We start from the raw sequence: 23,767 nt of genomic DNA, 5'->3' as shown, positions 1-23,767 counted from the left end.
CCGACCATCACCCGTAAGCAATTGATATTCGAAAAATAAATTTTATGAATTATCGGAATTTAACGAGAATAGTTAATAATTAGGAAGTCAATAATGTTTAAAACAACATTATTGTACACTGGGTAAAATAATAATGCTTATGATAATGCGAGTTTTCTCATGAAAACCCGCATTGTCTGAAATGAATTATAGAGGACCAATTCGGCTAAAGCGAATACCTGTAGGCCATTCGTTCTCTTGTTTATCTAAACTTAACCAGATAAACACCGCACGGCCCACTAAATTTTGCTCAGGAACAAAGCCCCACATACGGCTATCAGAGCTGTTGTCTCTATTATCACCCATCATAAAATAGTGTTTCTCAGGTACAATCCACTCATTAAGTGGTAAACCTGGTTGTACATATTTTGATTGAGTAATGTAGTTATTAATCGTCAAAATTTGGTGCGTAACGGTATCTAATTTCTCACTTCGGCCATATTGACGCAGTGAGTTATTCGGTACCGCTTGGTCTACTGGGATTTGATAGTTACCATATTGATTATCAACCACGGAGCTATTTTCAAATACCATTGTCCATTCACTTGGCTCTAATGGGCCATAAGTAACCGGTAATTTTTCTGTGCATTTATTGTCTGCACAGTTAGGGTAAATAGTCAGCTCTTTCGCTTCTGGGTTATAAATGATTTTATCCCCCGGCAAACCAATAACACGTTTCACGAAGTCTACATTTGGCTCTTTCGGGTATTTAAATACCGCAATATCTCCACGATTAGGCTTACCCGTTTCGATTAATGTGGTTTGAGTAATTGGATCTTTCAATCCATAAGAAAACTTCTCAACCAACATAAAATCGCCAACTAAAAGTGTTGGCATCATCGAACCTGATGGGATTTGGAACGGCTCATAAATAAACGAACGAACAACCAAAACAATGGCTAACACAGGAAAAATTGAGGTTCCCGTTTCCAGCCACGACGGACGACGAACCGCTTTCGCAAGTTCATCTTCATTCATTGAGCCGTTTGTTACTTCCCGCAATTTTTTAAGTTTCGCTTTACGTGCTGGCGCAAACTTAAATTTATCTAAGCACCAAATAATCCCTGTCACCAGCGTAGCCAGTGTGAGGATCAGGGCAAATGTGTTAGCCATTAAGACTCCTTGTAAACTTAGCTGTCTTTACCAACGTGCAATATAGCAAGGAACGCTTCTTGTGGGAGTTCAACGTTACCCACTTGCTTCATACGTTTCTTACCGTCCTTTTGCTTCTGTAACAGTTTCTTCTTACGGCTAACGTCACCGCCATAACATTTGGCAAGAACGTTTTTGCGCAGCTGCTTCACTGTAGAACGAGCAATAATGTGGTTACCAATTGCTGCTTGGATAGCAATATCAAACTGTTGACGTGGAATAAGCTCTTTCATTTTTTCCACCAGCTCACGTCCGCGGTACTGTGAGTTGCCACGGTGAGTGATCAGCGCTAATGCGTCGACACGTTCATTGTTGATTAACACATCCACACGCACCATGTCTGACGTTTGGAAACGCTTGAATGAGTAATCTAAAGAAGCATAACCACGAGAGGTTGATTTTAAACGGTCAAAGAAATCCAGCACCACTTCTGACATCGGAATTTCGTAGGTCAAAGAAACCTGATTTCCGTGGTAAACCATGTTGGTTTGTACGCCACGTTTTTCAATACACAGAGTGATAACGTTACCTAAATACTCTTTAGGCATCAGCATATGACACTCAGCGATAGGCTCTCTTAACTCTTCGATGTTATTCAGCGGTGGTAATTTCGACGGACTATCCACATAAACAATCTCGCCATTAGTTTGCTGCACTTCATAAACTACCGTTGGCGCTGTAGTGATTAGGTCGAGATCGTATTCACGCTCTAAACGCTCTTGAATGATTTCCATGTGCAGTAAGCCAAGGAAACCACAACGGAAACCGAATCCTAATGCTGTTGACGTTTCTGGTTCATAGAACAAGGAAGCATCGTTCAGGCTTAATTTACCCAATGCATCGCGGAAAGCTTCATAGTCATCAGAGCTAACAGGGAACAGACCCGCATAAACTTGAGGTTTCACTTTTTTGAAGCCCGGTAATGCTTTATCTGCTGGGTTACGAGCACCTGTTAAAGTATCCCCAACTGGGGCGCCAGTGATGTCTTTGATCGCACACACTAACCAGCCTACTTCACCGCAGTTAAGCACATCACGGTCAACTTGTTTTGGTGTGAAAATACCGAGGCGATCCGCGTTATACACGTTGCCCGTACTCATCACTTTAACTTTGTCGCCTTTTCTCAATGTACCATTTTTAATACGGATCAGAGAAACAACACCTAAATAGTTATCGAACCAAGAGTCGATAATCAGCGCTTGTAACGGTGCATCACCATCACCTTCTGGTGGTGGAATTTCTTTCACTAAACGTTCGATAACATCTTGAACACCGATACCGGTTTTCGCAGAACAACGAACAGCATCATGGGCATCAAGACCCACAATGTCTTCAATCTCATCAGCAACACGCTCAGGATCAGCGGCTGGTAAGTCAATCTTGTTCAGGACTGGAACCACTTCCAAGTCCATTTCAATAGCTGTATAGCAGTTCGCTAAGGTTTGAGCTTCAACACCCTGCCCTGCATCCACAACTAATAATGCACCTTCACACGCCGCCAATGAACGAGAAACTTCATAGGAGAAGTCTACGTGTCCTGGGGTGTCGATAAAGTTCAGTTGGTAAGTTTCACCATCCGCCGCTTTATAATCGAGCGTTACGCTCTGTGCTTTGATGGTGATACCACGTTCACGTTCCAGATCCATAGAGTCTAAAACCTGAGCCGCCATTTCGCGGTCAGTTAAGCCACCACAGATTTGAATAATACGATCTGACAACGTTGATTTTCCGTGGTCGATATGTGCAATGATCGAAAAGTTTCTGATGTTTTTGATTTTCAAGGTAATATCTTCTTTTAAATTGCCTTACAAAATCAGTTTTGAGCAAATTTTGCCGCAAAACTAAAATGCTATGATTATCACAAGATTGCTAATTAGCAGCATTTTACATACAAGAACCCACTAACACAAAGATTCAATGTAAAACAACTGTAAACTTGCCAAAGTTGAATGAGTTACTTATTTCATTTTTCTTCGTTTTTCTTCATTTTTGAGCGACTAAAAACAAAATCGCCTGTAGTAAAAAGCTTATGTCGTGAAAGCTTAACTACAGGCGATGATGTGAGACAATGGCATTCAACAATGTGATTGAACGCTAATGTCGCCAGGGGGAAGTCCTATTTGTAAGACGATAGGCTGGAAATCGATTTTATTGCGCCAACGTGCAGCCATTTCTCGCGCAGTGAAAAAGCCAGCAAACCCACCGAAAATTCCCGCTAAGGCGACCCAAACTTGCTCAAATTCAGCTAATTGAGCCAAGGCGGCAAATAAAAACAATCCAACCAATGGCGTTAAATAGACTAACATCGCAGAACGCAGTAAGCTCCCTTCAGGAATACCCACTTCAATTTTTTGCCCAACAACCAAAGGCTGCTCAACTTCAATTTCCAATTCGTGCTCTGTGTTAGGCCCTATTTTGTTTAAAGCATATGAACCACAAGCAGCACGAGCGCTACAACTTCCACATCCGGCTGAAGAGCCATAACGTAATAATGCTCGGCCTTTCTGCCATCTAACCACCGTTGCCCATTCTTTTACCATGATTTACTCCCGAAACTGAATGCTACTCGCAATTAACTGGGATGTTGATAGCGGTAACTCCCCTATTATCGTAATCACATTTTGCTTTTGAGTCATGGTGTAAATTGTGCGGCGACCATTTTGTCGCGGCTGATCCAGTAAAGGACCTTTCGATGTTTTTGTCACATTAACCGAAAAGGTAAATAGCCCATCGCTGAACATTGCCGTTTCAATGATGTCATCATCGCTTAATTTTCGCGTAGAGCGAGACACTTCCTCAAAGCCTGGAGGCAGCATTCCCACCCGCCATTTAAACGATGGATTTTCGTTTTTCGGCGACACTAATAATGGTGGTAAATTTACATTACTGAGAGATTTCAATGAATCTTGTACATTTTTACTATCTAAAACAGTCGAAATTACCCGGAACTGTTCCAGTGTTTGATTATTGTTGTCGAGCAAATCAACACGCAGTGGCAGTTTAGTTTCTTCATCGATTAATAACACATAATTAAATCGAGAATTATCTTTTGAAATAATGCGCATGACTAATGCGGGTCTATCACCAATATGCGTACGACCAGCATCGATAAAATTATAATAAGGCTGAATTTTTTGGTAATCCGCAAAAAGTACCGTAGGTAAGTTATCAATGATATGTTCACCATTTAAGCTAAACGCATCGAATCCCGGTTCAAAATAACTAATTCGGTTACCATTTTGCACTATCTCTCGGCGAGATGAATCCATCTGGATCATTTGAGAAATAGGGACTCCATTAATAATCGCATGACGATAGCGCACTGGAACGATATTTTGCGGATTGAATGTCATAAACGACATTTCATAGGACAGGTTCTGGGCAGCCGTTCCCATTTCTTTGAAAAGAACATCGGCATCCGTAGATGATGCCGATGCTTGATTAGACATAATCAGGCTGCCCGTCAGGCAGAAGACGGATAACCATTTATTCATTATTGCAGTTTAACCCCTGCTGATGCGGTATTTTTATCACTGTCTTGATGCGGCTGATTCAGCATTGAACGTCTTTCAATTTCATACTGTTGCAGCATGGCATTGATACGTTGATTTTGTTGTTCGATTTGCTGAGATTGTTGCTCAGTACCAAACAATTGGCTATCTGAAAGATTTAAGCTAACTGGCGCACCACGTCCGACTGGAACGGTATTAAATACAGGATCATCCACAGTAGAATCGACGCTATTGCTTTGATTGTATTGTTGAACCCCCACAATTACAGCGAGTGATACACATGCAGCCACACCGATTTGCGTAATTTGGCTAGCCCATGGACGAATTTTGTTCCAAAACGGGAAGCCACTCCAGCTTGCTGGCTCTGGTTGTGATTCAACAACTGCTTGAGGATTAATTCGCACCGCTTCATTTTCCAGCGCTGCCGCAACTTTACTTGCAATATCAAAATGAATGACATCGCCTGTATCATTACGCAGAGTATCACGAACAAGATGATAGCTCTCCCAACGTTGCTTTAACGTTGAATCACATGAAATGGTGTTAATAAGTTCTAAATCTAGAGCTTCACCATCCATCATTGCGGAAAGTTTCTCTCTTTGCATGCCCAATTACCTTCAGTTAATTGCTCACAGTTAAACAGTAACTCGCTACCCAACCAATTAATGTTGTTGGATCAACGGCTGAACTTTTTCATCAATTGCTTCCCTCGCTCTAAAGATCCGCGATCGAACTGTACCCACAGGGCAATCCATCACTTCGGCTATCTCTTCATAGCTTAAACCATCAAGTTCACGTAGCGTGATTGCCATTCGAAGATCTTCTGGCAGAGACTCAATGGTACGAAAAACAACTCGCTTTAATTCATCAGACAACATTAAGTTCTCTGGGTTCGAAATTTCTTTTAATGCGCCGGCGGACTCGAAGTTTTCTGCGTCGCTCGCTTCCAGATCTGACGCGGGAGGACGTCTATCTTGCGCGACTAAATAGTTCTTTGCCGTGTTGACAGCAATTCGATAAAGCCAAGTATAAAAAGCACTGTCGCCACGAAACGAACCGATTGCACGATAAGCCTTAATAAACGACTCTTGTGCGACATCAGGCACATCCGCTTGCGGTACATAACGAGAAACGAGACTTGCAACTTTATGCTGGTATTTAATCACCAATAAATTGAAAGCTTGTTGATCGCCTTTTTGTACTTTCTCAACCAATATTTGGTCTGTCAGCTGCTCGCTCATTCCAGGAACCATCTCCTGAACACAGATTGATAATGACTTAACTTGTTCATCTTCTCCCTTCCTTAAGCAAGCCTAACTTCGAGTAATAAAAACTGATGAAGTTCAATTTATTCCAAAAATAATCGAAAATAATTTCAAAAAATGAGATCAAAGTTTCTTAATCGATCCCATTGATCCTTGTGAGCACTACCTAATAGTATACACAAAACAGGCATATCTACGGCATGATTACGTGGAATTTATTCATTCACATTGGCACTTATCATGTAGCCGATGGTTTTTTCCAAATAAACGATGATTTTCCAAATAACTCAAGTTTTCCAAATAACTCAAGTGTAGCTAAATAAAACGGTTCTTTGGGAACTCAAAATGCGATTAATACATAGTCACAGGCAGCTCGATAGGCTAACATAAAATTCTCTATAGAAACACAGCACACAAACACTTATGAACGCATCCACACAGCATGACACTGATATTTTAATCATTGGAAGTGGTGTCGCAGGATTATCAGCCGCACTCCGGCTCGCGCCCTTTCATCAAGTTACTATTCTCAGTAAAAGCACCCTCAATGAAGGTGCATCTTATTATGCTCAAGGCGGAATAGCCGCCGTTTTCGATGATACAGATAGCATTGAGTCCCATGTTAATGACACGCTTGTAGCTGGCGCAGGGATCTGTGAAAAGAGCGCCGTCGAGTTTATTGCATCAAACGCCAAACATTGTGTTCAGTGGCTCATTGACCAAGGCGTCTTATTTGATACTGAAGTCAACGAAACAGGGGAAACTCAGTATCACCTCACCCGAGAAGGCGGGCATAGCCATCGCCGCATTCTGCATCACGCGGATGCCACCGGAAAAGAGGTTGAAACCACGCTGGTTAATCTTGCTTTCGAACACCCGAATATCCAGATCAAAGAACGCTACAATGCGGTTGATCTGATCCTCGAAGACAAAAACCAACAGAACGCCCGCTCCCGCATTGTCGGTGCCTATGTTTGGAATCGCCAAAAAGAGCAAGTCGAGACTATTCGAGCAAAAACTATCGTCTTAGCCACGGGTGGCGCTGCGAAAGTTTATCAATACACCACTAACCCCGATATCTCATCCGGTGATGGTATTGCCATGGCATGGCGAGCAGGTTGTCGCGTAGCGAACTTGGAATTTAACCAGTTTCATCCAACCTGTTTATTCCACCCGCAAGCACGTAATTTCTTACTCACTGAAGCTTTACGTGGTGAAGGGGCTTACTTAAAACGCCCTGATGGCAGCCGATTCATGCCAGATTATGACGAGCGCAGTGAATTAGCACCGCGAGATATTGTCGCCAGAGCTATCGACCATGAAATGAAACGCCTCGGGGCGGACTGCATGTATCTCGACATCAGCCACAAATCCCCAGACTTTATTAAGAACCACTTCCCCACCATTTATGCCAAGTTGCTCACCTTAGGTTTAGATTTAACCCAAGAGCCGATCCCGATAGTTCCCGCAGCTCACTATACCTGCGGCGGCGTCGTTGTTGACCCAACCGGCATGACAGATATACCAAATCTGTATGCTATTGGTGAAGTGAGTTATACCGGGCTACATGGTGCCAATCGTATGGCGTCTAACTCATTACTTGAATGCCTAGTTTATGGATGGGCTGCCGCAGAAAATATTATCAAAACGATCGACGAGATCCCTGCAATTTCTGCACTCCCTGAATGGGATGAAAGCCGAGTTCATAATTCTGATGAACAGGTTGTAATTCAGCATAACTGGCATGAATTACGCCTATTTATGTGGGATTACATGGGGATAGTAAGAACCACAAAACGCCTTGAACGCGCTTTGCGTCGTATTCATTTACTTCAGCAAGAAATTAATGACTATTATGCTAATTTCCGCATCTCCAATAACTTACTGGAACTGCGCAACTTAGTCCAAGTTGCAGAGTTAATGGTGCGTTGCGCCTTAGAACGTAAAGAGAGTCGCGGTTTGCACTATACCCTAGACTACCCTGAGTTATTACCGGAGTCTGGCCCCACCATTTTAACTCGCTAACACTAACCGCCTATCGGTATCTTTAACCACAGATAGGCGGTTAATACTTAGTCGAACAATGCTGAGTCGATCAATACTTAAGATAAAATGGCCGGATCAACGAAATAAACTCATCCGTATAGCTATCATCGGGTTGTTTCAACGTTAAAGACGAAATAACCGGCTCCGTCATCTTAATCGTCAACCCTAATAGCATCCGATGATATGGCGTATGTGCTTTATCCTGAACTTGCACGCGGTAAGCTAAATTCCAACCACTCGCCATTGCCATTGCTTCGACTTTCTCTCCCACTTCATAAGGTAATACCAAACAAAAAATACCGTCAGGTGCCAAACATTGTTTAGCGCTATCTAATAATACTTGGTGAGTCAGTGTTCCGGTATAGCGAGCTTGATCGCGTTTTTCATCCCGACACGCCACCGCGGGCTCAAAATAAGGCGGATTACTCACGATTAAATCATACTGATGGTTAGGCTGTTCACTAAACGTAATAATGTCCTGATGGAACACTCGCAGCCGTTCAGACCATGGCGATTCATCAAAATTTTCCTGCGCTTGTAACGCCGCGGCGTCATCAAGTTCAACCGCATCAACCTGCACTTGCTCACTACGCTGAACCAGCATTAAGGCAATTAATCCGCTCCCACTGCCTATGTCCAACGCGTATTTTGTCGCATTAAGAGGCGCCCACGCACCGAGTAATACCCCGTCAGTACCGACCTTCATCGCGCAACGGTCATGGGCAACAAAAAATTGCTTGAAGGTAAACCCGCCTTTTCGATAACGCTTTTTTTGTTCGCTCATACTGCCACTCTGGTTTAAATAGGATTTGCGTGAATATTCTCAATTTCAACCCACAAATCTGCAAATTTAATCTAATTTCAATAATATTATTCTCATATATTGAGAATATCATTTGTTAGTGATTTTTTTTACTGCTAAGTTCGAGAAAAAGGAGATGCCATGAACAGTATTAATAGAACACTAGATATCTTATCGTTTGTCACGACTTGCGCGTCTCCAATCACACCACAAACCATCTCCAAAGAGTTAGATATTCCTCTTTCAACGGTTTATCGGCTTTTAACTATTCTCATAAACTGGGAATTTGTGACTTACTCTAAGCAATATGGCACTTATACCGTTGGTGCGCAGAGTATCAAAACCCAAGAAAAATACTATCACCACAGTTTGCTAATGACCTCGTCAAAATCAGAGTTGCACGCACTGGCCAAAAAGACCCAAGAGACTGCGGCAATTATTACCGCCAACCTACGGGAAACTATCTGTGTCGATAAAATTGATAGTGAACAAGCCGTACGCTGCTCTTTTATTGTTGGGCATGGTAATACCGTGATCCGCGGCGCTAGCGCAAAAACCCTTTTAGCCTACCGTGATGAACAATACCAAGAATTAGTCTTCGAAACTCACGCCAAGCAGCTACACAAAGATAACTATTTACAGAAATTAAAACAGGATCTAATCCAAATCCGCCAACAAGGCTATGGCATTTCTATTGGTGAAATTGACGCTGGTGTTTTTGGCGCATCGGCTCCTGTTTTTAAAGGCAACGATATTTTAGCTGTCGTCTCTGTCATGGCACCCGAATTTCGTGCCGTCAACCGTGTCGATGAACTGATTAAAGCAACATGCCAAACGGCCCAAAATATAACAAAACTGATTAACTTGGAGTAACTATGACACAACCTTTTCAATGGCAGGGGCGAACTGATGGTGAAACACAGGAACATTTACGCATTCACCAAGTCATCAACCAACGCTCACCTGTAGAGTTTGCCATTATCGGCTTCGCTTCAGACGAAGGTGTTCGCCGCAATAAAGGCCGCCAAGGTGCTAAAGCTGGCCCTGATGCCATTCGTCGTCAGCTTGCTGGCTTACCTATCCACCAGCCATTGGCTATCCGTGATGTGGGAACCGTAAGTTGTGACGATGGTGAGCTGGAAGCAGCTCAACGTCGCCTATCTGATGAAATAATCTCAGTATTAGAACAGCGTCAAAAACCCATTGTTTTAGGCGGTGGGCACGAAGTCGGCTTTGCGAGCTTTCAAGGCATTTTCGATTTCGTTCAAAAACATCAGCCAGAAAAGACCATTGGGATCATCAATTTTGATGCGCACTTTGATTTACGTGAAGCCCCAGAAGCCACATCCGGTACGCCATTTTTACAATCCTCGCAACTGTGCGCTAAGCATCAGCGCCCTTTCAATTACCTGTGTTTAGGCATTGCGGATCATGGCAACACCAAGGTGTTATTCGATACAGCGGACAGCTTAGGCTGCCACTATATTCGCGATAAAGCCTTAACCGCAAGCTTATTACCGCAAGCAATTGAACAGATTAAACAATTTATAAATTCTGTAGATTACCTGTATGTCACTGTGGATTTGGATGTGTTCTCTGCGGGTATCGCACCGGGGGTCAGTGCACCAGCCGCTCGAGGGATTTCTACTGAAACATTTGATGAATTATTTAACGTCATCAAATCCAGCGGCAAGATTGCGCTGTTTGATATCGCTGAGTGTAATCCTGAATTTGATATTGATAACCACACATCAAAACTAGCCGCTTACTTGGTTTACCAATATTTATTCTAAAAACAACAAACACAATAAAACGACTGATAAACAACTTTACCTTGTCTTTCAAAATATAAATAAAAGCTTAGTCAACTAAGCAACTAGTTAAAAATAAACAGCACAGAGGTTCGAAATAGCCAACAACACTGTCGCTTGAAAAACACTTATACATGCCTTTAACAAGACATTTATACCCTTGAATTTCGAGTTACAGCTAGGCGGTGAATGAAGGTACCCCTAGGAGCATACATAAAGTATGTGACTAGGGTACCTAAGAGAAACCAACAACGCTGTAGCACGAAAGACAAAGTATAAAAAAGGGAAAAATATGACATTCCAAATCGACACACTCACCACCCTCTTCCTGACAGTAGTTTGCCTACTAATGGGTGTTCACCTCAAGAAGCGCATTGAATGGCTGCAACGTTTTTGTATCCCTTCACCGGTCATTGGTGGATTTTTAGTCAGTTTGCTTATCTGGGGATTAAAGTCTTCCGATTTAGCTGAGATTACGTTCGATACCAGTTTACAATCATTCTTAATGGTGGCGTTCTTTACAACTGTGGGTATTGATGGCAGCTTCCGCATATTAAAAAGCGGCGGACGCTTATTGATTACTTACCTGTTAATTTGCTGGACATTGGTTATTTTCCAAGACACCTTTGGTGCCGGTTTGGCGCATTTGCTAGGTATCGACCCGGTTATCGGGATCATGGCTGGCGGTGTTTCCTTAACAGGCGGACACGGTGGTGCGGCTGCCTTTGGTAGTATGGCTGAAGGTCTTGGCGTACAGTCTGCAACCGTAGCAGCGATTGCGGCTGCAACGTTTGGTCTGATTTCAGGAAGCCTATTAGGTGGTCCTATCGCAAGCTACTTAATTAAAAAACACAACGTCACTATTCAAGCTGAAGATAATGTTGAAAGCATGAAAGTTGAAGAGAAACTGGCAGGTAAAATTGACTCTATCGACGCCCATGCATTCTTAAAAATGTTAGCGCTGATTTTAGGTGTAATGGTCGTCGGTCAGTTTGCGTCAGCCCAGTTCACTAAAGCTACTGGATTCTCTTTACCAAGCTATGTAGGCGCCATGATTATCGCGATTATTGTGCGCAACATTAACGACCAAGTTGAAATTGTTCGTATTAACCAAAAATCCATCAACTTAATTTCTGATGTTTCACTGGGCTTATTCTTAACCATGGCGATGATGTCGCTTAAGATTTGGGAACTGAAAGTCATCGCGCTGCCATTATTCATCATCTTACTGGCGCAAACTATTGCCATCATCCTGTTCGTTGTTTTCGTCGTCTTCAGACTGTTAGGCAAAAACTACGATGCCGCAGTAATGTGTTCAGGCATGATGGGGCATGGTTTAGGTGCAACGCCGAACGCAATGGCAAACATGTCATCGGTCTGCGAGCGCTACAAACAAGTTTCTATGAAAGCATTTATGATTGTGCCTCTAAGCGGAGCTGTACTTATCGACCTCGTGGGAATTCCTTACCACACTTGGTTAATTAACATGCTCAGCTAATTCCACTTCATCCCTCTTACCAACTATATGACAGAGTTTGGTAAGAGGGAGCATTATCAGTAAGCCACTTCCTTATATACCCCCCGCCAACAAAAACAGGTAAACTCTGCACAAAGCTGATTTTTGTGGTGAACAATTTTGCTAACCTGTTTATAATCAGCGCCCCAAATAGAGGTATATCATGACTGCATCCACTTTTTCTGAACTTGAGCTTGATGAAAGCCTGATCACCGCGCTGACCAATAAAGGTTACGAGCGCCCGACGGCGATCCAAGAAGCCGCCATCCCTCCTGCAATGGATGGACGCGACGTTTTAGGTTCAGCCCCAACCGGAACAGGTAAAACTGCGGCATTCTTATTGCCAGCTATTCAACATTTACTTGATTTCCCAAGAAAAAAATCAGGTCCGCCTCGCGTTCTGATTTTAACACCAACTCGCGAACTCGCTATGCAAGTCGCTGATCAAGCTAAAGAGTTGTGTGTACATAATCATTTAGACGTTGCCACCATTACAGGCGGCGTTGCGTATATGAATCACGCTGAAGTTTTCAGCGAAAACCAAGACATCGTCGTCGCAACCACGGGGCGTTTGCTGCAATACATTAAAGAAGAAAACTTCGATTGCCGCGCTGTGGAAATTCTGATCCTCGATGAAGCTGACCGTATGCTGGACATGGGCTTTGCGCACGATATCGAAACGATCGCAGGCGAAACCCGCTGGCGTAAGCAAACCATGTTGTTCTCCGCCACCCTTGAAGGTGAAGCGATTCGTGATTTTGCTGAGCGCCTACTCGAAGATCCTATCGAAATTGAAGCGGATCCTTCACGCCGTGAACGCAAGAAAATCCAACAATTCTACTATCGCGCGGATACGTTAGAACATAAAACTGCGCTACTGTGCCATCTTATCAAGCAAGAAGATGTCACCAAATCGATTGTCTTCGTGCGTAAGCGCGAACGCGTTCGTGAAGTTGTCCAATGGCTGCGTGAGGCTGGTATTGAACCTTGCTATATCGAAGGCGAAATGGTGCAAGCGAAGCGTAACGAAGCCGTTCGCCGCCTAGTGACTGGACAAGTTAAAGTCCTCGTTGCGACGGACGTTGCTTCCCGTGGATTAGATATTGAAAACGTCAGCCATGTTTTTAACTTCGACTTACCGCGCACTGCAGATGTCTATTTGCACCGTATCGGCCGTACTGGTCGTGCTGGACGCAAAGGTACTGCCCTTTCTTTAGTGGAAGCGCACGATTTCCCTCTACTGGGCAAAATCACTCGCTACATCGAAGATCCGATTAAGATGCGTGTGGTAGATTCATTACGCCCAACAACCAAAGCGCCTTCTGAAGCGATGCTGAATAAGCCAAAACCATCTAAGAAAGTGCTGGCTAAGCGTAAAGAGAAGAAAAAAGAAGAGCAAAGCAAGAAAAAAGAAAAAGTACGCCATCGCGATAAGAAAAATATCGGCAAACGTCGCACTCCAGCTATGTCATCTACAACTGCGCCATCTGCAACTGCAGATAGCAATAAAACCAAGTAAAACTCAATCGAGTGATACTGACAAAAGCGGGCTTCGGCCCGTTTTTAATTCATTAACTTATAGACCTTCTCCCTCATAGCCCGGCTTTCATTAGTTAACGATTCTGCTTTTATCATATGATTATCTAAAATATCTCGGCAGTTATAACCCTGATTATTTTCCATTCTCCAATCTGCGCCATTCGATAATAATAATTCAGCAACATCTAAAGAGTGACTATTTAAAGCATCATGCAACGGAGTATTTCCCAAATTATCTCTCACGTTGACTATTAAACCATTACTCAGCAAAATTTCTGATTGAGCCACTCTCCCGCTTTGAGCCGCTAAATGTAAAACAGTTTTTTGCTGAGCCAACTGCATTTTTTTAATTCCCTGCCCATATGGTGACTCCAATAATACTTTTATAAATTGGCTATTACCTGTACGAACAGATTGCATAGCGAGTTTATCAATATCGCAGTGCTTATTTTTCATTGAAAGCAACGCTTTAAATTCACTGATGTTTTCTTTCTTAATTGAATTTTTACAGCTTTCTTGCCAATTAAGACTTTGTTTCTGCTCTACGTTAGGAAATTCATTCAACATAGAATCCGCTGTTTTATCAAATTCACCTGTAATCGCATTCCAATTATTCCATGGTTTATATTTGCACATCATCCTAATAATCTTAACCATTGAATGTGCAATAAAGCTCCTGGCCATCAAACGGTGTGGTAACCAGTCTTTCCAAGAATTATGTTCGCTATAAGCCATTTTGATACGGTTTCCCAACGCAGAAGGGATTGGTAACGTGTTTTGAAGTGCATCAAGCCAATCATATTGAACAGTATAAAAGCGTATCAAACCTTCATCTGCTTGTTGCTTAGCAATGTTATAATCCATTCCAATTTTATTTACTGTGTTTTGAGCAAGCCCTGAAGGACTAAATGAAATACAAGGTGATTGACTCGCCAGAGCGGCTATTGATGCAAGACCTCCCCCTAGAGAGTGCCCTGTACAGATAATATTGCCTTTCACGGCTCGATATAGAATATTAGTTAACCCCACAGCCTGAAAGAATTGAGGTTCGTAATATCCTAGCCCTTGCCGAATATTGGCATAAAAATCGACAATATCATTCGTCCCCGCAAAGCAAATAATATACAGACCATTAAAACAACAAATATTTGATTGAAAACCTGTAAATTCATTATTTAAAAGTTCTGCATCTATGCCTAATTCATTAATTTTTGATGGGCTAAGTTTTTCTACTCCTTGAATATCACGCCAATTATTCTGATAAGCACCTTGTGATAGTAACGCTAAAAGATAATCTTTATTCTGTGCATCTCTTCCTAAAAACTCCTCTCTTGTGACATTCTTAGACCATTTATCTCTAAAACCGCATGATGAATCTAAAAATGTATTTTGTTGATATAAATTTAAACCTTCTTCAACAAAAGAAAGTTCGTCCTTACTTACTGTCTGCTGTATTGCTGTATTGAATGGCATAAATTCTCCCTAACAAATGCTGTATGCTGGAAGAATATTGAAATATAAATAACCAAGGGAGGAAATAATCAACTTTGTTAGAGGCAAATAAAAAAGCCATTGAGAACAATGGCTTTTAGAATTTATTAAGATAAGAGATCTATTGACCCCTTAATGTTTATTACAGGCTTTCAGTGAAAGTACGAGTAATAACGTCACGCTGCTGTTCAGGCGTTAATGAATTAAAGCGAACTGCATAACCAGAAACACGGATAGTTAATTGAGGATATTTTTCTGGGTTTTTTACTGCATCTTCTAATGTTTCACGGCTTAATACGTTAACATTTAAGTGCTGACCACCTTCTACACGAACAGTTGGTTTCATTTCGAGAGGAACTTCACGGCTCTCAAAAGCACCCAGTTCATCTTTAGGAACAACCTGACCTTCGCTATAATCTGCTTTCGCACATACACAACGAGCTTCATTTGTCTCGCTATCGATTAACCAGAAAGAGTTTAGCAGTGCTGCGTTGTCACTTTTAGTAATTTGAATACCAGTAATCATCTCGACCTCCACGTTCGAATCAGATTTTGATCAATCTTTGCTAACTGTTTTTAATCGCTGTTGATTGGATAATTGGTCTAACCAACCTGTTTATCTAATATATACCAGCTAGAACCCCTACATTCTTTGATATTTATCAAATATTTCGTATGGTAATTAACCAAACCAGTGCATCTTCATGATTTAAATCAATATTCACGTTTGGGTTTTTTAATTATTTTTGTAAATTCTCAAATTAATTTGAAGCGCTTTTAGAGAGTTAGCGCAGAACAACACTTTATCTATACGTCATGAACCAGTAAGCTACGAACTATAAAACACATCACTATGGAATCATTCATGTCAAATACGATGACTTGGCACGACGTAATCGGTGCGGAAAAATCACAAACCTATTTCAAAGAGACTCTCGCGTTTGTCGCAAAAGAAAGAGAAAGCGGAAAAGTAATCTACCCGCCGCAAGAAGATGTTTTCAATGCGTTTCGCTATACTGAATTAGCGGACATCAAAGTCGTGATCTTAGGACAAGACCCCTATCATGGACCAGGACAAGCACACGGTTTATCATTTTCTGTGCGCCCCGGTATTAAAGCGCCACCTTCACTCGTCAATATGTATAAAGAGCTTGAGAAAGATATTCCTGGATTTATCCGCCCAGAACATGGGTACCTACTTAGCTGGGCGCAGCAAGGGGTTTTACTTCTCAATACTGTATTAACTGTCGAACAAGGCAATGCGCACTCACACGCACATTTAGGCTGGGAAACGTTTACAGATAAAGTGATTCAGGCGATTAATGATCATACAGAAGGCGTGATTTTTCTTTTATGGGGATCCCATGCGCAAAAGAAAGGTCGCATTATCGATACTAAACGCCACCATGTCCTTAAAGCACCTCACCCATCACCACTTTCTGCGCATCGAGGCTTCCTAGGATGTGGTCATTTTTCGAAAGCTAATCAATTGCTTGAACAACAAGGTCGCACACCGATTGATTGGTATCCGGTTATTCCTGAATAAACGCATTCTATAGAAAGTAAATGTGTTGGTGATGAAGCTTGCAGAAATTCATCATAGAAAAATGGGATGCTCAGCATCCCATTCTCGTTATATACCCTAAAATTATTTATGTTCTAAACTTATTTAGAAACAATTACCATTGCAGGACGCAGCAGACGGTTATTCAAGGTATAACCCTTTTGCATTACGTTGATCACCTGACCTGCACTATGGTCTGGGGATTCAATCATGGTCATGGCTTGGTGAACTTCAGGGTTGAATGGCACATTCGCCGCATCAACAGGCTCAATACCAAACTTAGAAACGGCATCTAAGAACGTTTTCAACGTAAGATCTAAGCCTTCTAACATTGCTTTGGATTCTTCGTTGTCACGATCAGCGGCTTCAATTGCACGCTCTAAGTTATCAATCACAGGCAACAATTCATTGGAAAACTTCTCAAGCGCAAACTTGTGGGCTTTTTCAATATCTTGTTCTGTACGACGACGAATATTTTCGATTTCAGCGTGAGCACGTAACATCGCTTCGCGTTCAGTTTTACGGGAAGCTTCAAGTTGCTGTTCAAGCTCAGCAATACGCGCTGCTAACGCTTGTTCTTCGGCTTGTAAATCTGCTTGTTGAGTATCAACTTCTTGCTCTGCTTGCACTTTTTGTGTTTCATTTTGCTCAGAAGCTTGCTCATCATGCATGTTTTGTTCTTTACTACTCATGAATATCTCCGCGTATTTAGCAATAATTCTATCTATGAGAGTATTATGGGGATCTAATACAGGGATTCAAGGGAAGTCATACAACGAGGAGTTAAAAAAGTATGCAAAAGGCTAAGATGACACCATCTTCACAATTTAAAACTATCGGTATTGTCGGACACCCAAGGCACCCTGAAGCACTGGCGACCCATGAACTTATCTATCATTGGCTGATTTCAAAAAATTACCACGCAATAATTGATAAACAAGTGGCTAAGGATTTGAAATTAAAAGATGCCAATACAGGAACTTTAACAGAAATCGGTCAACAAGCAGATTTAGTCGTCGTTGTCGGAGGCGATGGAAACATGCTTGGAGCGGCGCGAATTTTATCCCGCTATAACAATAAAGTTATTGGCGTAAACCGTGGTAATTTAGGTTTTTTAACCGACCTAGACCCCGACAATGCCCTTCAACAACTTTCTTGTGTTCTTGATGGGGAATATCATGAAGAACAACGCTTTTTATTAGAAGCTCAAGTTATCAAAGCAAATCAAAAAGCCCGTAAAAGTAGCGCCATCAACGAAGTCGTTCTTCACCCTGGCAAAGTCGCGCATATGATTGAGTTTGAAGTTTACATTGATGAAAAATTTGCCTTTTCGCAACGCTCAGACGGCTTAATTATTGCAACCCCGACAGGCTCAACAGCCTACTCTTTATCCGCTGGGGGCCCTATCCTTACACCAAATCTAGACGCTATTGTACTCGTGCCGATGTTCCCGCACACCTTATCGTCTCGCCCATTAGTTATCAGTAGCGACAGCAGTATTCGCTTAAAATTTTTACGCACCAATATTGATTATGAAGTCAGTTGCGACAGTCAAATTATGCTACCTATACAGGATGGCGAAGAGGTGATTATTAAACGCAGCTCGAAGAGTCTGAATTTAGTTCATCCAAAAGATTACAATTATTTCAATACATTAAGCTCAAAACTTGGTTGGTCTAAAAAAACTTTTTAAATTTTTCGCACTGCCTCTTTACTGTATAAAAAAACAGGTTAAACTGTATGAAAACACAGGTGTGTATTTAAACAGGAGAGCTCAGATGCTAACCCAGCTAACCATCAATAATTTTGCTATCGTTCGTGAGTTAGAAATCGATTTTCGTAGCGGCATGACGACAATTACAGGTGAAACCGGTGCGGGTAAATCCATCGCTATCGATGCTCTTGGCTTATGTTTAGGAAACCGAGGTGAAGCCAACATGGTTCGCCCTGGTGCTCAACGTGCCGACCTGTGTGCTCGTTTTTCACTGTCTGACGCTCAAATGGCGGCAAACTGGCTTATTGAGCATCAACTTGATAATCAAAATGAATGCTTGCTTCGCCGTACCATCGCAACCGATGGGCGCTCTCGAGGCTTTATTAACGGAGTTTCCGTTCCCTTATCCCAATTACGTGAACTCGGTGCATTACTGATCCAAATTCATGGCCAACACGCTCACCAGTTATTACTGGATAATGACCATCAGCAATCCTTACTTGATGCTTATGCTAATCAGCAAGAATTACTCGCTCAAATGAAGCAAACGTGGCAAAAGTGGCATGAGTCTTGTCAGCAATTAGCTGTTTTTCAAAAACAGATGCAAGAGCGTGAATCTCGCCAACAATTACTTGATTATCATTTAAAAGAGTTAAATGAGTTCCTACCCGTTCAAGGGGAGTTTGAGGAAATTGACCAAGAATATAAGCAGCTTGCTAATCACGGACAATTTTTAACTATTGGGCAAACAGCGGCTCAAATCCTAACTGAAAGTGACGATGCGAACGTCATCAGCCTTCTTAATATGGCAAAAAATGAGCTTTCTGATTTAGTCACTCTGAATCCTAAATTTTCAGGACTATTGGATATGCTGGAAGAAGCGGCCATCCAAGTTAGTGAAGTGAGTGATGAAATTAAACATTACTGCGATCAATACGAGTTAGACCCAAATCGCTTGTTTGAATTGGAGCAGCGAATTTCCAAACAAATTAGTTTGGCGCGCAAACATCATGTTACGCCTGAGTCTCTGCCTGAACTCTTTCAGCAATTAGTCGAAGAGCAAAATCAAATTGCTAATCAAAATGAAGATTGTGAAGCTTTAAATGCGCAGGTCATTACTGATCACCAAAAAGCGTTAGAATGTGCGGAACGTTTACATCATGTACGCCTGCATTACGCACAAGAACTCAGCCAACTAATTACCAGCAGCATGCACCAACTTTCAATGCCTCATGGTCTATTCACGATTGATGTAAAATTTGTTCCTGAACATTTGCAAATCGATGGTGCCTGCAAAGTCGAATTCAATGTCACCACAAACCCGGGACAACCTCATCAAGCCTTAGCAAAAGTCGCATCAGGTGGTGAGCTATCTCGCATCGCTTTAGCCATTCAAGTGATCACCGCGAAAAAAATGGATACTCCGGCGTTAATTTTTGATGAAGTAGACGTGGGTATTAGTGGCCCAACCGCCGCTATCGTCGGGAAATTGCTCCGTGAACTTGGCGAATCCACCCAAGTTATGTGTGTGACTCACTTGCCTCAAGTCGCAGGCTGCGGTCATCACCATTTTTATGTTAGTAAAGAAACAAACGGTGTAGAAACCGAGACTCACATGCAGTTACTGGATAAAAAATCGAGATTACAAGAGCTTGCACGGTTACTTGCAGGTTCTGAAGTGACAAAAAATACGTTGGCTAATGCAAAAGAGTTGCTCGCAGCTTAAATTTCGACAACTTTTTTTATCTCCTGTTGTCTTAGAGTCGATCTGGAAGGTTTTAAATTGTATCAATGTCGATTATCATTGATGTTCTGACTCCAAAAGGAATGAGATATCCATGCGTTATAAATTGTTAACTGCTGCAGCACTATCATTCGCATTAATGTCCACAGGCTGTTCAATGATGGAACGTCTTGTCTATCATCCGGATATTAACCAAGGTAACTACCTGACAGCGAAAGATGTTGCGAAGATTAAAAAAGGAATGACACAGCAACAGGTTGCTTATGCTTTAGGCACGCCAATGATGACTGACCCGTTTGGTTCTCAGACTTGGTTTTATGTTTTCCGCCAAGAGTTGGGGCATGACCCAGTGAAGCAAGAAACATTGACGCTGACGTTTGATCGCAACGGTATCCTGACGGATATCAAAAACGAGAAAAACCTTGAAGCGCAACAAGCCATGGAAGCTGGTGAAGTTAAAGCATCAGAACCAAAAGCAGCGGAATAACCCTATATAGCGTAATGCTTGAGCGTGTATAACTTAAGTATGTCTTATAACTTGAGTATATAAGTAGCTACCTGCCCCATTTAAATGATGGGATAAAAAACAGGTAGTTACTTTAGTACTTTTGTTTATTCTTTTATAAATTCTCGCCAATACATAGAAGCACCATCTTCTACGTTCTAGCCTATAAATCGACGTATCCATCACTCTCTACAAAGAAAAATCTATAAATTAGACACAAAAAAACCGAGCTTTCACTCGGCTTCATATCAAATTGGTTCGCTCACTACGCAATATCTTATTTATTATTCTCTTTCGATTTTTCAGCTCGCTTGCGGCGCAGCTCTTTCGGGTCGGCAATCAATGGGCGATAAATTTCGATTCTATCCCCTTCTTGAACCACATCACCCAATTTCGCTGGGCGACTATAAATGCCTACTTTATTTTTCTTTAAATCGATATCTGAACGCAGCGTTAAAATACCCGACGCAATAATGGCATCTTCAATCGTCGTTCCTTCTGCAACCTTCACTGAAAGCAAAAATTGCTTTTCAGGTAACGCGTAAGTCACTTCAATATTGATATCAGACACGGTAAACGACCTTAGCACGAGACGTAAATGCTTGAACCATATTGTTGGCTAGCTCTTTGAATATTTTACCGAATGCCAACTCAATCAGCTTATTGGTAAATTCAAAATCGAGATGAAATTCAATTTTACAGGCATCAGCACTCAAAGGAATAAACTGCCATCCCCCAGATAGAGTTCTGAAAGGGCCCTCAACTAACTGCATTTGGATACGTTTATTGTCTTCCAACGCATTTTTCGTAATGAAGGTTTTGCTAATTCCCGCCTTTGAAACCTCAACCGATGCCGTCATTTCATCAGAATTTTGGCTAATAATTCGGCTTCCAACGCATCCCGGTAAAAAACTTGGATATGAAACCACATCATTCACAAGTTTATACATTTGTTCTGCGCTAAAAGGGACTAACGCAGAGCGACTAATCTGTGGCATATCAATTCCTATCCCCAAAAACTGCGCATATAATAGCACCATTGATGGGTTACTCAAAAAACAAAACCCGTGCAGGGCAAGAAATGCACAATCGCAAAAATATCAGTGTTGAACGATTTCATTCAACGCATCTTAACGTATAATGAATGAACTATGACAAAGAAAAAACCATATAAACCCGGTTCAGCAACAATTGCTATGAACAAACGTGCTCGCCACGAATATTCTATCGAAGAGGAGTTCGAGGCGGGTTTATCCCTACAAGGTTGGGAAGTTAAATCATTACGCGCGGGCAAAGCCAACATTGGTGATAGCTACGTTTTACTGCGCGATGGTGAAGCCTATCTGTTTGGTGCCAACTTTACACCACTGACGGTCGCATCATCCCATGTAGTTTGTGACCCAACCCGCAGTAGAAAACTGCTTCTTAATCAACGTGAATTAGATACCCTTTACGGTAAAGTTAACCGCGAAGGCTATACCGTCATCGCTCTTTCCTTATATTGGAAAAACGCGTGGTGCAAAGTGAAAATTGGCGTCGCCAAAGGTAAAAAAGCCCACGACAAGCGTTCTGATATCAAAGATAGAGAGTGGCAATTAGATAAAGCACGTATAATGAAACATTCTAATCGCTAAGTCCTAGCTTTATAGAGTTATTTTCTGTTATACTGCGCTCACAACTTGGGGCTGATTCTGGATTCGACGGGATTTGCGAAACCCAAGGTGCATGCCGAGGGGCGGTTGGCCTCGTAAAAAGCCGCAAAAAAATAGTCGCAAACGACGAAAACTACGCACTAGCAGCTTAATAACCTGCTTAGAGCCTTCTCTCCCTAGCCTCCGCTCTTAGGACGGGGATCAAGAGAAGTCAAACCCAAAAGAGATCGCGTGGATGCCTTGCCTGGGGTTGAAGCGTTAAACTTAATCAGGATAGTTTGTTGATGGCGTGTCTGTCCGCAGTTGGCAAATGAAATTAAAGACTAGACTAAGCATGTAGTACCGAGGATGTAGAAATTTCGGACGCGGGTTCAACTCCCGCCAGCTCCACCAATTAAATCAAGGGGTTGCGTGAAAACGCAGCCCCTTTGTTTTATCTAATGTCCACTTTACGTCCATCACTCTAAATGAAGATGGACACTCAATATTTATTAACGAGGGTGATATGGCTTTAGTAAAATGCAAAGAATGCAAAAAGGAAGTATCAGACAAAGCAAAACAATGTCCTCATTGTGGAGTGAAAGAACCCGGAGTAACAGCAAAACAAAAAGCAGGTGGCTGTCTTGTTGCCCTAGTCATTTTTGCAGGTATTGTTTATTACTTCGCTAGTAGTGATTCTGAGAATAAAACAACGAATACAAACCCTGTTGCATGTGCTAAGAATGATGGAGAGTGCATTGCAAACTCTATGATGAAAAATGCGGATTTAATTGTAAGTTGTAAAACCAATATTCAAAAACTGTCAAAGTACGATTACGAGTGGACTGATGGAATAATGACACCTATGTTTTCACGGTACTTGTTCGATGAAAAGAATAATCAAATGACTCTTGTTGGTGATGAACTTAAATTCACAAATGGATTTAATGCAAAGGTTCCTATGACCTATCACTGCATTATTAATATTGATAGTGAATCAGTTGCTAATGCAAAAGTAACTCAAGGCCGCTTACAATAATTTCGTGACATGTCACAGCGTGATTTATTTTGTCTAAGGTATGTCACGCTAATTTCCCCAAATAATTTTCCAGTTCATTTCAGTTTTTCAATTCCTCTCAAGCCGCATGATTGCTGGCTTTCTGAAATTACATGGTTGATATCGAGATCCAATCAAACTCACGTAAAATAGAAATTTCTTTTATCTTTCATTGTGTTGTGATTTTAGTGTGATCCATTTTGTGATCTAAAAACTGAAATCTATTGAAATTCTTTTCACACATTTCAGTTTGAGATTTTAGGCAACTCCCTAGTATTGGCGCGGCTTGGCGATATGTTTTGTAGAATTTTAAAACTGAAATAATTTTTAGATCCAAATTGTGCAGGCGGGTGCGGTGTAGTGCGTTTTACGTGGTGAA

The 23,767-nt window shown here is 41.8% G+C and carries 23 protein-coding genes and 1 other RNA gene; 12 read left to right on the top strand and 12 right to left on the bottom strand.

What is annotated here, in order from left to right; translation table 11 throughout:
• Positions 1-186: 186 nt before the first annotated feature.
• The 6 genes from lepB to rpoE all read right to left on the bottom strand — a co-directional run bounded on the left by lepB (position 187) and on the right by rpoE (position 5,944).
• Positions 187-1,152, bottom strand: a complete 966-nt coding sequence (lepB, locus tag PR799_RS06665; RefSeq protein WP_154628993.1) for a signal peptidase I — start codon at positions 1,150-1,152, stop codon at positions 187-189.
• Positions 1,153-1,169: 17 nt separating this feature from the next.
• Positions 1,170-2,966: a translation elongation factor 4 gene (lepA, locus tag PR799_RS06660; protein ID WP_181478773.1), complete on the bottom strand. Its 1,797-nt coding sequence runs from the start codon at positions 2,964-2,966 to the stop codon at positions 1,170-1,172.
• A gap of 300 nt (positions 2,967-3,266) precedes the next feature.
• Positions 3,267-3,731: a SoxR-reducing system protein RseC gene (rseC, locus tag PR799_RS06655; protein WP_154628995.1), complete on the bottom strand. Its 465-nt coding sequence runs from the start codon at positions 3,729-3,731 to the stop codon at positions 3,267-3,269.
• Between the two features lie 3 nt (positions 3,732-3,734).
• Positions 3,735-4,685, bottom strand: a complete 951-nt coding sequence (gene rseB / locus PR799_RS06650) for a sigma-E factor regulatory protein RseB (RefSeq protein WP_154628996.1) — start codon at positions 4,683-4,685, stop codon at positions 3,735-3,737.
• On the bottom strand, positions 4,685-5,308 hold the full coding sequence (gene rseA / locus PR799_RS06645) for an anti-sigma-E factor RseA (protein ID WP_154602644.1): 624 nt from the start codon (positions 5,306-5,308) through the stop codon (positions 4,685-4,687). The genes rseB and rseA overlap by 1 nt, the downstream gene beginning before the upstream one ends.
• A gap of 57 nt (positions 5,309-5,365) precedes the next feature.
• On the bottom strand, positions 5,366-5,944 hold the full coding sequence (gene rpoE / locus PR799_RS06640) for an RNA polymerase sigma factor RpoE (protein ID WP_006661282.1): 579 nt from the start codon (positions 5,942-5,944) through the stop codon (positions 5,366-5,368).
• Between the two features lie 447 nt (positions 5,945-6,391).
• On the opposite strand from rpoE, the gene nadB reads away from it, so the two are divergent.
• Positions 6,392-7,993: an L-aspartate oxidase gene (nadB, locus tag PR799_RS06635; protein ID WP_154628998.1), complete on the top strand. Its 1,602-nt coding sequence runs from the start codon at positions 6,392-6,394 to the stop codon at positions 7,991-7,993.
• A 70-nt stretch (positions 7,994-8,063) separates the two neighbouring features.
• On the opposite strand, the gene trmN is transcribed toward nadB, so the two are convergent.
• Entirely contained in the window at positions 8,064-8,798 is a 735-nt protein-coding gene (gene trmN / locus PR799_RS06630; RefSeq protein WP_154628999.1) for a tRNA(1)(Val) (adenine(37)-N(6))-methyltransferase TrmN, read from the bottom strand.
• Between the two features lie 159 nt (positions 8,799-8,957).
• Between trmN and PR799_RS06625 the strand changes: the two genes are divergently transcribed.
• The 4 genes from PR799_RS06625 to srmB all read left to right on the top strand — a co-directional run bounded on the left by PR799_RS06625 (position 8,958) and on the right by srmB (position 13,662).
• Positions 8,958-9,689, top strand: coding sequence for an IclR family transcriptional regulator (locus PR799_RS06625; protein ID WP_272521551.1), 732 nt, complete (start codon positions 8,958-8,960; stop codon positions 9,687-9,689).
• A gap of 2 nt (positions 9,690-9,691) precedes the next feature.
• Positions 9,692-10,609, top strand: a complete 918-nt coding sequence (gene hutG, locus PR799_RS06620; RefSeq protein ID WP_272521550.1) for a formimidoylglutamase — start codon at positions 9,692-9,694, stop codon at positions 10,607-10,609.
• Positions 10,610-10,919: 310 nt separating this feature from the next.
• Positions 10,920-12,125: a sodium/glutamate symporter gene (gene gltS / locus PR799_RS06615; protein WP_154629002.1), complete on the top strand. Its 1,206-nt coding sequence runs from the start codon at positions 10,920-10,922 to the stop codon at positions 12,123-12,125.
• 181 nt (positions 12,126-12,306) lie between these two features.
• Positions 12,307-13,662: an ATP-dependent RNA helicase SrmB gene (gene srmB / locus PR799_RS06610; protein WP_272521549.1), complete on the top strand. Its 1,356-nt coding sequence runs from the start codon at positions 12,307-12,309 to the stop codon at positions 13,660-13,662.
• Positions 13,663-13,706: 44 nt separating this feature from the next.
• Here srmB and PR799_RS06605 read toward each other — a convergent pair whose 3' ends face one another.
• Both PR799_RS06605 and grcA read right to left on the bottom strand, forming a co-directional pair.
• A complete protein-coding gene (locus PR799_RS06605) occupies positions 13,707-15,155 on the bottom strand; it encodes an ankyrin repeat domain-containing protein (protein WP_272521548.1) in 1,449 nt (482 codons plus the stop codon).
• A 160-nt stretch (positions 15,156-15,315) separates the two neighbouring features.
• Positions 15,316-15,699 (bottom strand): autonomous glycyl radical cofactor GrcA, encoded by a 384-nt coding sequence (grcA, locus tag PR799_RS06600; protein WP_108478520.1) that lies wholly within the window; start codon positions 15,697-15,699, stop codon positions 15,316-15,318.
• Between the two features lie 339 nt (positions 15,700-16,038).
• Here grcA and ung point away from each other — a divergent pair, with 339 nt between their 5' ends.
• Positions 16,039-16,719, top strand: coding sequence for a uracil-DNA glycosylase (gene ung, locus PR799_RS06595; protein ID WP_154629005.1), 681 nt, complete (start codon positions 16,039-16,041; stop codon positions 16,717-16,719).
• Between the two features lie 119 nt (positions 16,720-16,838).
• On the opposite strand, the gene grpE is transcribed toward ung, so the two are convergent.
• Positions 16,839-17,429, bottom strand: a complete 591-nt coding sequence (grpE, locus tag PR799_RS06590) for a nucleotide exchange factor GrpE (protein ID WP_036949413.1) — start codon at positions 17,427-17,429, stop codon at positions 16,839-16,841.
• A gap of 116 nt (positions 17,430-17,545) precedes the next feature.
• Here grpE and nadK point away from each other — a divergent pair, with 116 nt between their 5' ends.
• The 3 genes from nadK (at position 17,546) to bamE (ending at position 20,682) form a co-directional block, all read left to right on the top strand.
• The gene (gene nadK / locus PR799_RS06585; RefSeq protein ID WP_181478775.1) at positions 17,546-18,430 is read left to right on the top strand and encodes an NAD(+) kinase; all 885 of its coding nucleotides are present in this window, start codon (positions 17,546-17,548) and stop codon (positions 18,428-18,430) included.
• Between the two features lie 85 nt (positions 18,431-18,515).
• Positions 18,516-20,177: a DNA repair protein RecN gene (recN, locus tag PR799_RS06580; RefSeq protein ID WP_154629007.1), complete on the top strand. Its 1,662-nt coding sequence runs from the start codon at positions 18,516-18,518 to the stop codon at positions 20,175-20,177.
• 112 nt (positions 20,178-20,289) lie between these two features.
• Positions 20,290-20,682, top strand: a complete 393-nt coding sequence (gene bamE / locus PR799_RS06575) for an outer membrane protein assembly factor BamE (RefSeq protein ID WP_036949409.1) — start codon at positions 20,290-20,292, stop codon at positions 20,680-20,682.
• 295 nt (positions 20,683-20,977) lie between these two features.
• Here bamE and PR799_RS06570 read toward each other — a convergent pair whose 3' ends face one another.
• Complete coding sequence (locus tag PR799_RS06570; protein WP_211886192.1) at positions 20,978-21,271, bottom strand: RnfH family protein; 294 nt, start codon at positions 21,269-21,271, stop codon at positions 20,978-20,980.
• On the bottom strand, positions 21,264-21,698 hold the full coding sequence (locus PR799_RS06565) for a type II toxin-antitoxin system RatA family toxin (RefSeq protein ID WP_195848268.1): 435 nt from the start codon (positions 21,696-21,698) through the stop codon (positions 21,264-21,266). Before PR799_RS06565 ends, PR799_RS06570 begins: the two co-directional genes overlap by 8 nt.
• Positions 21,699-21,851: 153 nt before the next feature.
• Here PR799_RS06565 and smpB point away from each other — a divergent pair, with 153 nt between their 5' ends.
• The 3 genes from smpB to PR799_RS06550 all read left to right on the top strand — a co-directional run bounded on the left by smpB (position 21,852) and on the right by PR799_RS06550 (position 23,370).
• Positions 21,852-22,334 carry an SsrA-binding protein SmpB gene (smpB, locus tag PR799_RS06560; RefSeq protein ID WP_006814817.1) on the top strand — a complete coding sequence of 161 codons (483 nt, stop codon included), beginning with the start codon at positions 21,852-21,854 and terminating at the stop codon, positions 22,332-22,334.
• A 47-nt stretch (positions 22,335-22,381) separates the two neighbouring features.
• Positions 22,382-22,745: a transfer-messenger RNA gene (gene ssrA / locus PR799_RS06555) on the top strand.
• Positions 22,746-22,857: 112 nt separating this feature from the next.
• Complete coding sequence (locus tag PR799_RS06550; RefSeq protein ID WP_166184518.1) at positions 22,858-23,370, top strand: zinc ribbon domain-containing protein; 513 nt, start codon at positions 22,858-22,860, stop codon at positions 23,368-23,370.
• Positions 23,371-23,767: the final 397 nt, after the last annotated feature.

The organism is Providencia sp. PROV202 (assembly GCF_028479565.1).
In the GTDB taxonomy this organism is placed as follows: domain Bacteria; phylum Pseudomonadota; class Gammaproteobacteria; order Enterobacterales; family Enterobacteriaceae; genus Providencia; species Providencia zhijiangensis.
The sequence above is the reverse complement of the archived record's forward strand: the minus strand, read 5'-3'. Positions and strand labels throughout refer to the sequence as shown.